This is a genomic window from Leuconostoc gelidum subsp. gelidum KCTC 3527, assembly GCF_000166715.1.
GTDB classification, from domain to species: Bacteria; Bacillota; Bacilli; order Lactobacillales; family Lactobacillaceae; genus Leuconostoc; species Leuconostoc gelidum.
In genome coordinates this window covers 42,633-54,401 of the sequence record NZ_AEMI01000036.1, presented here as the reverse complement: position 1 = coordinate 54,401, position 11,769 = coordinate 42,633, and the positions used below count along the sequence as shown (strand labels likewise).

The window sequence follows — 11,769 nt, the reverse complement described above, 5'->3', positions numbered from 1 at the left end:
CACCCACGCTAAATACTAAAACTAATCATGTTCGATCCCTGAAGTGCCATCAGTAATATTGACATGACGTGGTCGTGATCCGTCAGCTGGACCAATATAGCCACCAGCTTCTAAATCATCAATTAATCGCGCAGCGCGATTGTAACCAATACGAAAACGACGTTGTAGTAATGATGTTGACGCTTTTTGTTGTTCAATAATAAATTGGATAGCCTCTTGAAATAGTTCATCTTCACTATCGCCTTGACTCACACCATTGCCATTATCTTGTGAAATTTCATCATCAGTTACAGTCATTGACTCTGAGTATTGGGCCTCTTGTTGTGCTTTAACAAACTCGACAACATTAGTGACATCAGTATTACTGATGAATGCACCTTGAACTCGTTGTGTTGGTTTTCCTGGTGGCGCAAAAATCATATCTCCTTTGCCTAACAATTTTTCAGCGCCATTACTGTCTAAAATGGTGCGTGAATCGATACCTGAAGCCGTTCTAAAAGCAATACGTCCAGGAATATTACTTTTAATTGTCCCATTAATAACTTTGACATCTGGCCGTTGCGTTGCTAGAATCATATGAATCCCTGCTGCTCGCGCTTTTGCACCTAAACGGGCAATAGATACTTCTATTTCTGAACCAACTGTACTCATCAAATCTGCAAATTCATCAACAATGGCTATAATATAGGGCATTTTCTGCATAACACTAGCACCAGATTCTTTTGCTTCAGCATTTTGCTTGTCAACTGCTAAGTTATATTCACTAATATTACGTTTACCAAATTGCGCAAGTAATTTATAACGATTTTCCATTTCATCTACAACTTTTTGCAAAGACTTGGCTGCTTTTCGCGGATCAGAAACAACTGGGGTCAATAAATGTGGAATACCATTATAAATTGATAATTCAACTACCTTCGGATCGACCATCATCAATTTCACTTCACTTGGTCTTGCTTTTAGGAGAATTGAAATAATGATACTATTTAAACCGACTGATTTACCTGAACCTGTTGATCCAGCAATTAATAAATGTGGCATATCTGCTAAATTAGCCATGATAATATTGCCTGTGACATCACGACCCAAAGGAACGTTCAAAAGATGTTTATCATCTTTAGGTGCTTGTTCAATCATGTCACGGAAACCAACTGTAGCCTGGGTATCATTTGGCACTTCAATACCTACATATGGTTTACCAGGTATTGGTGCTTCAATTCGAATAGACTTTGCTGCTAATGCTAATGCCAAATCGTCGGATAAATTAGCAATGCGATTAACTTTAACACCCTGCCCTGGTTTAAGTTCATACTGCGTCACAGTCGGTCCAAGAGACACACTAGTCACTTCCGCTTCTACACCAAAGCTAAGTAGTGTATCACGCACTAAGCGCGATTTTTCAGTCAAGCTTTTAAATTCCTTCGTTTGATCAGTTGGCGTGATTTGCGTTAATAAATCAATAGTTGGCAATTGATAGTCGGGATTCTCATCTTCTATTGTGCCTGTCGCCAACTCAATCAATTCATCACTAGTTTCGGTTTGCTCGCCTACATTTTTTGCCACAACATCATTTTGTATAGCTTCTTCTGTTACAGGTCCCTGCCACTTAATTTCAGGCTTTACAAAGTCCTCAGCATTTTGTGTGTGCTGATCAGTAACAGACTGTGGTTCTTCAGATATTACCGGCTTTGTTTCTTGATGAACACCTAATGGATCATCGCCGTAATCAGTCATACGCTTTCTTTGCCGATCACGTTTTTTAAAAAGTGGTGCTCGTGGTGGCATATTTGCATGTTGTTCTTGAACATATGCAACGCCTTTTTGCGCTTTTTCAATCCCTTTTTGCGTCAAATCACGAGCAGGAATACGGAAAAAAATAACAATCCCAGCAAACAATAAAATTACCGAAACTATCCACGTGCCAATATTTGACATCAGCGTAAATAATAACTGATAAATTATAGCACCTACGCTACCACCACCCACCGGTGTATTTGATGCCTTATTAACAAAATCCTGGCCTATTAAATGGCCTACCTCTTGCGTATAACCATTGCCATTTTTCAATGAGTATGTAAAAAATAGCAAGGAGGATATGGTAAGTAATGAAATAAAGACCATAATAGCCCCTATCCAGAAATGTCCCGCAATTTTTGGTAATTTTTTAAATACAAAATAATAAATCAAAACAGCCGTCAACGGGACTAAAAATCCAAGATATAAGTTACCAAAGAAGAAGCGAACGGCATTTGCCGTATACGCGCCTAATAAACCTAGTTTAAATATACCTAAAATACCAAATAATGCCGTCATTAAAATAACGATATTTTTACTAATATTTTTATTTGTGTTTTTTCGTGACGTCGGTGTACGACGCTTTTGTGGTGTTTTTCGAGTTGCCAATTATCTTCACCTTTATAATTAATTATTACCTAAACTTTATTTTACCATGAAAGCAAAACAAACACTTGTTCGCTTGTATTCTTAAAATTGTCTTACACAATATAAAAAGTCACAACCAAGGTTGCGACTTTTTATAGCTCGTGAGAGAATCGAACTCTCGATTCCGCCGTGAAAGGGCAGCGTCTTAGCCGCTTGACCAACGAGCCATGGTCAGATGCTATTTCATTATTGAAATAACTATACCATATTAACAATTATTCCAACCATTGTCAACCGATTACTTCAATTTATCTTGTTCATAGTTATGAATTGTATCTAAATTAGGAAAATGTTGTTGACGTAACGCTTCAAACAAAACAATTGCAACGGTATTTGACAGATTTAACGACCTAATATGTGTATCGTTTTGTGGAATACGGATGGCTTTTTCAGGGTTTTGACGCATAAATACTTCCGGTAGCCCAGTCGTTTCCTTACCAAACAAGAAGTACTGATCACCCTGCATTTGCATATAATTAGGTTGTGTGTAATCCATGTTAGCAAATTTTGAAACTAAATAAAGTTGATCTTTGTCAGTCAAAGTTGCTAGAAAATCAGGCAAGCTTGCATGTTTCACTAGTTTCACATGTTCCCAGTAATCCAATCCTGCACGTTTAACATGCTTATCATCAAGATCAAAACCTAATGGCTCGATTAAGTGTAAAATGGCATCAGTACCCGCCGTGGTACGTGCAATATTACCAGTATTTGCTGGCATTAATGGTTCAAATAATACAATATGATTAGTCATTTCTATATATCTTCCACTTCATCTTTATAAAATTCTGAATTGTTGCGCCACCACATATATATCCGTATCACAATAACCTTTACAACAGCATAAGTTGGTACTGCTAAAATGATACCTAAAACACCAAAAATGTGTCCACTACTTAATAATACAACAATTACTGTTACTGGGTGGATAGATAACGCCTCGCCCAAAATTTTTGGTGCAATAACATGTCCTTCAATTGGTTGCTCGATAGCTAACACGATAATTGCCAATACGAGCATTTTTGGCCCACCTGCTATTAGCGCCACAGTCCATACTGGTACTTGTGCAATAATTGACCCAACATAGGGAATCATGTTAAACAAACCTGCTATTAATGCAAGTAGAATGCCATAGGGCAACCCAATCAATGTGAAGCCAATACTAAACATAATCATAACTGCAAAAGCAACACCCAATTGTCCACGAATGTATTGTGCAATTTGTTTGCTAATATCTGTCAGTAACTGTTGTATTGATTGTTGTGCTTGAGGTGGAAATTTTTCAGCAATAAATTCAGAAAATTTATGGCCATCTAATAACATATAATATAAAATAAAAGGCGTTGCAACAGCTGTTATGCCAACAGTTGTTAATATTGATGCAAATGAACTGATGCCAGCTACACCAGTTGTCAGGTATTTTCGACTCCAATCAATCACAGTTTGGTTAATATTGGTGTTTGTATGATTTAAAAATTCTCTCACCGGATTGAATTGATCTGATTTAAATGTTTCGTTAATGAAATTCTGACTTGTGTGCCAATAGCTCGGCCAATTATCAGTAAAAGTGACGACCTGACTGCGCAATACAAAAACAACGGTCGTTAGAATCCCTGCTATTATTGCTAATAATAATACCAAAATGATACCAATTGATATGCCACGTGGCAATCGCGTGTATTTACTAATTAAATTAACCACTGGACTTAGCAAGTAATAAAGTACACCAGCAATTAAAATCGGCGCACCCACTGCTGTAAATAGCGCACGTACTGGTTCAAATATAAAACGCACTTGCCAACCCAAAAAAATAATTAATAAGATGAGTAAAATAACAAGCAAACCTTGTAATAAATCATTTCCTGAAAACAATCGACGATACCAAGACTGTTGTTCTTTGTTTTTAGCCATGAAATCCCTCCAATAATTACGCTACTAAAATACTAAAATTCTTTTTTTACATTTAATGTTGCATTTTTGTATTATATCTATATTACCATATTTCGCACAATCCTAAGCACACAATGTTTGCCCGTTTTATCAATGAATCCTGCCTAAAAAGATTAAATATGATAATATTAAAGTAACTCATATTTCAGAAAGAATCCTTATGTCCACAACTGCAACCGCACATACGAATATTGCTCTTATTAAGTATTGGGGTAAAAAAGATCCTATCTTAAATTTACCAACTACCAGTTCAATATCCCTGACACTTGAGCAATTTTACACGCAAACAACGGTCACTCCAAATACACATAGTGATCAATTAATTTTAAACAATTTATCGGTAGACACAACAAGGACGCACCATTTTTTAAATATTTTACGCGAACAGCTTGGTCATTTTAGTCCGTTAACAGTCACATCAACAAATCATGTGCCAACCAGTGCTGGGTTAGCTTCTTCGGCTTCAGCATTTGCGGCGCTCACAGGTGCTGTCACACGTGAGCTTGGACTTATAAGGTCAAATGAGTCCCTATCACGTCTTGCACGTCGTGGTTCTGGATCCGCTTCACGATCGCTTTATGGTCATTTTGCCGTGTGGCATGAAGGTGTAGATGACATATCGTCGTTTGCTGAGAGTCTGCATGCTCCTGATATGCCAATAGCCCTTGTAGTTGCTGAAGTGTCATCTGACGTTAAAAAGGTTAGCTCTAGTGAAGGGATGCGGCGCGCGATGACATCACCAAGCTATGGTGACTGGTTAAATCAGAGTAAAAATCAATTCGTTGATATGCAAGCTGCCGTAATGGCTAAAGACATTGAGAAAATTGGTAGTATTGCAGAAGACAACGCGTTAAGTATGCATGCATTAAATCTAACTGCACGACAACAAGCTTTCACTTACTTCACAAGTGAGACACAACAAATACTAAACATCATTCAAGATATCCGCCATCAGGGCTTGTTGGCTTTTGCAACCATAGATGCTGGTCCTAATGTCAAGATTATCACAACTTTAACCACTGCCCCACATGTTGTTGCAGCCTTACATGACAAACTACCGCAACTTCATATCGAAACTGCTACAAGCGGATCAGGTATAACTTATGACTAAAGTTTTCATCCCCGGTAAACTTTTTTTAGCCGGCGAATATGCTATAACACACCCTGGTAACACAGCAATAATTGCTGCTACAACTACTGGTCTAAGCGTTGAAATAACGCCCTCAAATACAAAATCAAGTGCCTATTCAAATACCCTACCTAAGCAGTGGCATTTCGAAATTAATCACACCGAAAATCAATATACTGATGACTGGCGTTATGTTAGAGCTGCAATTAAAATTATCCATGACTATGTCAAGATTAATACAAACAATAATCATTTCAACGAAGTCATGATGACAATTACAAGCAACTTAAATGGTCCATTTGGTAAAATTGGATTAGGATCTTCAGCCGCTGTTGTTGTTGGCGTTGTTGAAGCGTTTAATGATTTTTTCCAACTCAACTTACCAATTTTGACACGCTTTAAATTAGCTAGTTTAGCTCATCTACATGTACAAAAAAATGGTTCTCTAGGTGATATTGCCGCAATTACTTATGGTGGTGTCATTGCCTATCAAAGCCCAGATTTATCTGAGTTTACACAAACTGATAAGAATTGGCTAAACCCTACTATTGTCAATAAACCTTGGTCAAAATTAGCAATTACATCACTACCTTGGCCAACAGACTGGCAACTACTGCTTGGTGCAACGCATGAGTCTGCAGACACTAAATCTGCTATCAAAAATATTAACTTAGCGCAAGAATTTTTATCTGAAAGTCAATATATCGTTCAAAATATTATTAATACAGTCATTACAGGTAACTATGTTAATTTTTCTAAGGGTTTGCGTGACAATCAGCTGCTACTCACTCATAATTTACCTGCTGGTTATATCACACCAAAATTAGCCATATTACTGAAGAGCCTAAAAAATGTTGCTGGAAAAATTAGCGGCGCTGGTTTTGGGGACAATGGCTTTGCAGTATTTAATGACAATGTTGATAATCTCATCTATTTTTGGCAATTACATCAAATCGATACACAAGTCATTGTTATTTCACCACAAAAAGAGGTTAATTATGAGTGAATCTCAGCAAGCACATCGTAAAGATGAACATTTATCACTTGGTGTCAATATCTGGCGTCAAAATCAACGACTACAAGTTGGTGCTGGTTTTAACGATATACGCTGGTTACCTAACACTTTCCCAGAAATGTCAATAGCAGATGTGAACCTTAGTACAACAATTTTAAATCATCACTTTGATTGGCCTTTTTATATCGAAGCAATGACCGGTGGTTCACATTTGACTGGCCGCATTAATGGACAACTTGCCCAAATAGCCAAAAAAACGAATTTGGCAATGGCAGTTGGTTCACAATCAATTGCTCTAAAAGAATCTGACGCAGTACCCTCCTTTAAAATTGCCCGTCACAACAATCCTGAGGGGTTTTTAATTGCCAATTTAGGTGCAGACCATCCGATAGAAAATGTTCGTAATGCTATTGATATGATTGATGCTAACGCAATTGAAATGCACGTTAATGTCGGCCAAGAACTCGTTATGGCAGAAGGTGATCGTGAATTTTATTGGCTTGAAAATCTTGCAACAATCATTGCTAAATCACCTGTTCCAGTTATCATCAAAGAAGTTGGTTTTGGTATGAGTGACCAGGCTTTTGAAATAATCAATCAACTTGGACCTGCCGCAGTTAATGTTGGTGGCGCCAATGGCACCAATTTTGCAGTCATCGAACGGCGCCGTAATCGACAGCCAGATACTTTCAACATCGATCAATTTGGCTTATCCACAGTAGAAAGTTTATTATCAGCACAATTAGTAGCTAATCAAGTACCACTAGTTGCAACAGGTGGTATTCAGTCTGCAAATGATATTGTGACCAGTTTAATGCTTGGTGCCTCCTTAACTTCAAGTGCAGGATTTATGCTAGCAACGCTGATGGATAAAGGCGAAACTGCACTTATTCAACAAATTGAAGATTGGCAACGTGCTTTGCCACGTCTGTTTACGCTACTGGGTGCCAAAAATGTGGCATCCCTACAAACTGCACAACGGCTGTATTCACCTACATTACAAAATTTTATCAATCAACGTCAAAGCGCGACTCACTAGGAGCCGCGCTTTTATAATTTATTAAAATTTTATGATCAAAAATAACTATCAAACAACAAGAACACAACCTACTTAATTAAATCCAATTTATCAAAATCCACAACAGCAATAACTGGTAAATTACGGAAAAAGTTATTATAATCCATACCATAACCAACTAAAAATTCATCCGGCACATCTAAACCAAAATAATCAACTTCAAAATCAACCACACGAGCTGCTTTTTTATCAGCCAACGCTACAGTTGTCACTGTTGCTGCGCCTTTTAAATCAAAATAATTATGCAACCATTGCATCGTTCGCCCAGAATCAATAATTTCGTCGACAATAACGACATCACGACCCGTTAAATCCATACTCACATCATGTACAACTTTAACTTGTCCTGTTGATTCAAGACCAGAATAACTTTTAACATCAATGAAATCGAAATCAACATCAAGTGGCATTTTACGTAATAAATCTGTTGCAAAAATCACCCCACCTTTAAGTACAGCAATAAATACAGGTCGCTGTAACTGATCTTCAAATTTGACTGTTAACTCGTTTGCCACACGTTGCACTTGTGCCTGAATATCAGTTTCAGTTGCCAAGACTGATTTGATAGCTGGGTGATTAATTAACGACCTCATACTAAACCTACCCTCTTAAAAATTTCATCAACATGACGTAAATGATAATGATAATCAAAGGCATCATCAATTTGGACTTTTGTTAAGTGTGATGAAATTGTACGATCAGCATCAACAAGATCACGAAACATCAGACGTTCGTCCCAAGAACGAGCCGTCAAGGGTTGTACAGTATCATAGGCTTGTTCACGAGATAATCCAGCATCAATCAAACTTAACAAGAGACGTTGCGAGTATATCAAACCATATGTACGGTCCATATTTTTTTGCATTGTATCCGGAAAAACACCCAAATTATTTAAAATACCAGTATGTCGTGTTAACATATAGTCAATAATGGCAGTTGCATCTGCTAAAATAATGCGCTCTGCAGACGAATGTGAAATATCACGTTCATGCCATAATGTCACATTTTCTAGTGCTGTAACAGCATAGCCACGCAAAACACGTGCCAAGCCAGTAATGTTTTCATCACCAATTGGATTACGTTTATGTGGCATGGCAGAAGAACCTTTTTGCCCCTTAGCGAACCCTTCTTCAACTTCATGGATTTCTGAACGTTGTAGGGCCCGAATTTCAGTGGCCAGTTCTTCCATTTGTGTGCCAATTAAAGCGATAGTTTGAACATAATCAGCATGTAAATCACGTGGTAAAACCTGTGATCCAATAGGTTGTGCAGTCAACCCAAGCTCTTGCATGGCAACTTCTTCAACATAGGGTGGCACATTCGCAAATGTTCCCACAGCACCAGATAACTTGCCTGTTTCAACTTCTGAAGCCACACGATCAAAACGTTCAATTGCTCGCGTTGCCGAAGCATAAAAACGTGCCATTTTCAAGCCAAATGTCGTTGGCTCCGCATGCACGCCATGTGTACGGCCCATCATAACTGTCTCTTTATATTTTAAGGCTAGCTTTTTTATTGATTCACGCCATTCTTGTAAATCTTCTTTAATAATGACGTTAGCTTGACGCAAACGTAATGCTTGTGCTGTATCCACCACATCTGTTGAAGTCAATCCATAATGAATCCATTTACGTTCATCACCAAGTGATTCTGAGACGTTTCGTGTAAATGCAACAACATCATGACGCGTTGACAACTCAATTTCAGCAATGCGATCAGCATCAAATTTAGCATTGGCACGAATTTTTTCAAGGTCTGCAGCTGGAATATGTCCGGCGGCAACCCAACCAGCATCAACGGCAATTTCAACATCAAGCCAAGTTTGATATTGATTTTGCATTGACCAAATGTCACGAAGTTCTTGACGAGAATAGCGTTCTATCATTTTTAGATTCCTTTATGTTCTGTCTTTAACTATAATTGTACCAGTTAATGACGTATTTGCATTCGCCATTTTATGAATTTTATCTCACAAACAGTGTGCATCGTTCGTTAATTATAAACTATACTGTTATCTCAAAAAAAGTAAGTTACACATGAAAACGTTTTATTCAATTAATGTTTGTTTTGAATCTACGAGAGTAATTGAAATGATGAAAGCAACTGCATATAATACAGCAATTACAATAAATACCATTTTATAGTCCATACCCAAACCATGGACGATAAAACTAGCCAATTGGTTCCCCGATAGTCCTGCCGCTGCCCAAGCTGTCAGCGTCATCCCATGAATTTTTGAAATTGCATGCATACCAAACCTATCTGCTAACAACGGCGGTAGTGCAGAAAATCCGCCACCATATCCAGCATTGATTAAAAAAAATGTGGTAACAATGACAATTGGCATCAAAGTAGCCTGATCAGGTAACAAATAAGCGCTTAATGCCATGATGAGAGACATGATAAAAATAACACGATAAATTGTGTTACGATCTTTTAAACGGTCTGAAAAACTAGCAAATCCCACACGACCAGCAGCGTTGAAAAAAGCATCAACACTTACAATTGTCGTTACCGCTGCAACTGAAAATATAGCCGATCCACTATTTGTTTTGAGTCCCATTAAAATATCTTTTTCTTGCGAAATAATAGCTAATCCTGCCGTAATGTTAAGATAAAACATCAACCAAATACCAATAAAATTAGGCGTTTTTATCAAGTTTAGTGGCTTGAATTTATTCTCGAGCGGCTTTTCTTGCCAATCAGCTGGTTTTTTAATTAAAATTACCCCAATCAGCATCATTATGGCAAATACAACTCCTAAAATAACAAACATTTGCCATAAACCAACATTTAGTTGCAAACTGACCATAATGGGAGAAAAAATCATTTTGGCTAAGCCAAACCCAGCTACAGCTAATCCTGTTCCAAGCCCCTTATTGTCTTTAAACCAGAGCATTAAATTTTTAACTGGCGTTAAATAGCCGATCCCTAAGCCAATACCCATAATAACACCATAAAAAATATAAATACCCAGTAATGATTTTTGATGAATACTTATGCCGGTTCCAATCATACCAACCACAAAAAACAGCGTTGATAATAGCGCAGATTTTTTAATGTCACGTTCTACAAAATGTCCTAAAGCCGCTGCTGACAATCCTAAAAATAAAATGGCAATTGAAAATGCCCATTCAATGTTTGGCACAGTCGTGCCAATATCGTCTGCAATAGCTTGTTTAAAGACACTCCATGCATAAACTGTCCCAATGCTACCATGAATAAGTAAAGCTGGTAAGGCTGCCCGAACCCATTTATTTTCCACAATAATGATTTCCCCTTTTTGTTTTAGATTATCATTTAGCCGTTGCTTATTCTTGTTCTATTTAAGATAATCTTTTTTCTTTTTTGTAATTAATTGGTAACCATTCGAGAATACGTTCAATTTTTTTATCCCAATAGTACCAATCATGTTCACCCGGACTTGTTTCAAAAGTCACATCATATCCTAATGCTTTGATTTGTGATATTGTATGTTGATTATTTTCAAACAAGAAATCTTGTTCACCAATCCAAGCATACAGTTTTGGTAACTGCTGTTTTCTAAATGATTGCTGTTGTGCTAATGTAATAATATCGTTATCTGACCCCGAAAATTTTGTTAGATTCCCAAATATGCCTTGCCAATAGGCATCGTTTTGCCAGGCATCTCGACCTGGAAAATTTGGATCTCCTATTAACGCACCAGATAAAGATGCGGCATAACTAAATTGCTGACTACTAAAAGCCATTTTAAACGCACCGTATCCTCCCATAGAAAGACCTGCAATAAAATTTTTGTCACGTTTTTTTGAAATTTGTGGAAAAAGTGTCGCAATTTTTTGGGGTAATTCATCAATTAAGGCGTCAAAATAGTTCATCCCATATTGCGTATTGGTATACCAAGCTAAATCAGTTGAAGGCATTACAATTGCTACTGGTGTCTGTCGCACTAAACGTTCAATACTTGTTCGACGCGTCCATACTGCCTGATCTCCTGACATACCATGCAATAGATACAAAACTGGTATATCTTGTAAATCCGCAGCCGTCCAACTTGGATTATGATCAGATAGTTCTGGTAGAATAACATTCATCACACGATCCATACCCAAAGTTTGCGAATAATAATTTACCTGTAAAAGTGCCATAGTCTTTCCTCTCTATTTTCAAAATCAA

Annotated in this window: 10 protein-coding genes and 1 tRNA gene; 3 read left to right on the top strand and 8 right to left on the bottom strand. The window is 37.5% G+C overall.

Going from position 1 to position 11,769, the window contains the following annotated elements:
• Positions 1 to 21: 21 nt before the first annotated feature.
• The 4 genes from EUI_RS0108110 to EUI_RS0108095 all read right to left on the bottom strand — a co-directional run bounded on the left by EUI_RS0108110 (position 22) and on the right by EUI_RS0108095 (position 4,350).
• On the bottom strand, positions 22 to 2,403 hold the full coding sequence (locus EUI_RS0108110; protein WP_010017357.1) for an FtsK/SpoIIIE family DNA translocase: 2,382 nt from the start codon (positions 2,401 to 2,403) through the stop codon (positions 22 to 24).
• A 134-nt stretch (positions 2,404 to 2,537) separates the two neighbouring features.
• Positions 2,538 to 2,609 (bottom strand) — tRNA-Glu (locus EUI_RS0108105).
• A gap of 71 nt (positions 2,610 to 2,680) precedes the next feature.
• Entirely contained in the window at positions 2,681 to 3,193 is a 513-nt protein-coding gene (locus EUI_RS0108100) for a tRNA (cytidine(34)-2'-O)-methyltransferase (protein ID WP_010017356.1), read from the bottom strand.
• A 2-nt stretch (positions 3,194 to 3,195) separates the two neighbouring features.
• Positions 3,196 to 4,350, bottom strand: coding sequence for an AI-2E family transporter (locus EUI_RS0108095; protein ID WP_010017355.1), 1,155 nt, complete (start codon positions 4,348 to 4,350; stop codon positions 3,196 to 3,198).
• 199 nt (positions 4,351 to 4,549) lie between these two features.
• Between EUI_RS0108095 and mvaD the strand changes: the two genes are divergently transcribed.
• The 3 genes from mvaD to fni are packed head-to-tail and all read left to right on the top strand — an operon-like array spanning position 4,550 to position 7,572.
• A complete protein-coding gene (mvaD, locus tag EUI_RS0108090; protein ID WP_010017354.1) occupies positions 4,550 to 5,500 on the top strand; it encodes a diphosphomevalonate decarboxylase in 951 nt (316 codons plus the stop codon).
• Positions 5,493 to 6,524, top strand: a complete 1,032-nt coding sequence (locus tag EUI_RS0108085) for a phosphomevalonate kinase (protein ID WP_010017353.1) — start codon at positions 5,493 to 5,495, stop codon at positions 6,522 to 6,524. Before mvaD ends, EUI_RS0108085 begins: the two co-directional genes overlap by 8 nt.
• Positions 6,517 to 7,572, top strand: coding sequence for a type 2 isopentenyl-diphosphate Delta-isomerase (gene fni, locus EUI_RS0108080; protein WP_010017352.1), 1,056 nt, complete (start codon positions 6,517 to 6,519; stop codon positions 7,570 to 7,572). Before EUI_RS0108085 ends, fni begins: the two co-directional genes overlap by 8 nt.
• Before the next feature lie 68 nt (positions 7,573 to 7,640).
• Here the strand turns inward: fni and hpt are convergent, their stop codons facing one another.
• The 4 genes from hpt to EUI_RS0108060 form a co-directional block, all read right to left on the bottom strand.
• Positions 7,641 to 8,204 carry a hypoxanthine phosphoribosyltransferase gene (gene hpt / locus EUI_RS0108075; RefSeq protein WP_010017351.1) on the bottom strand — a complete coding sequence of 188 codons (564 nt, stop codon included), beginning with the start codon at positions 8,202 to 8,204 and terminating at the stop codon, positions 7,641 to 7,643.
• A complete protein-coding gene (gene purB / locus EUI_RS0108070; RefSeq protein ID WP_010017350.1) occupies positions 8,201 to 9,496 on the bottom strand; it encodes an adenylosuccinate lyase in 1,296 nt (431 codons plus the stop codon). Before purB ends, hpt begins: the two co-directional genes overlap by 4 nt.
• A gap of 162 nt (positions 9,497 to 9,658) precedes the next feature.
• Positions 9,659 to 10,876: an OFA family MFS transporter gene (locus EUI_RS0108065; RefSeq protein WP_010017349.1), complete on the bottom strand. Its 1,218-nt coding sequence runs from the start codon at positions 10,874 to 10,876 to the stop codon at positions 9,659 to 9,661.
• A 61-nt stretch (positions 10,877 to 10,937) separates the two neighbouring features.
• The gene (locus EUI_RS0108060; RefSeq protein WP_010017347.1) at positions 10,938 to 11,741 is read right to left on the bottom strand and encodes an alpha/beta hydrolase; all 804 of its coding nucleotides are present in this window, start codon (positions 11,739 to 11,741) and stop codon (positions 10,938 to 10,940) included.
• Positions 11,742 to 11,769 lie beyond the last annotated feature (28 nt).

Bases quoted from the DNA above. Each gene is read 5' to 3' on its own strand.
- EUI_RS0108100 (WP_010017356.1), bottom strand. From the start codon at position 3,193: ATGACTAATCATATTGTATTATTTGAACCATTAATGCCAGCAAATACT.
- EUI_RS0108095 (WP_010017355.1), bottom strand. From the start codon at position 4,350: ATGGCTAAAAACAAAGAACAACAGTCTTGGTATCGTCGATTGTTTTCA.
- mvaD (WP_010017354.1), top strand. From the start codon at position 4,550: ATGTCCACAACTGCAACCGCACATACGAATATTGCTCTTATTAAGTAT.
- EUI_RS0108085 (WP_010017353.1), top strand. From the start codon at position 5,493: ATGACTAAAGTTTTCATCCCCGGTAAACTTTTTTTAGCCGGCGAATAT.
- fni (WP_010017352.1), top strand. From the start codon at position 6,517: ATGAGTGAATCTCAGCAAGCACATCGTAAAGATGAACATTTATCACTT.
- hpt (WP_010017351.1), bottom strand. From the start codon at position 8,204: ATGAGGTCGTTAATTAATCACCCAGCTATCAAATCAGTCTTGGCAACT.
- purB (WP_010017350.1), bottom strand. From the start codon at position 9,496: ATGATAGAACGCTATTCTCGTCAAGAACTTCGTGACATTTGGTCAATG.
- EUI_RS0108060 (WP_010017347.1), bottom strand. From the start codon at position 11,741: ATGGCACTTTTACAGGTAAATTATTATTCGCAAACTTTGGGTATGGAT.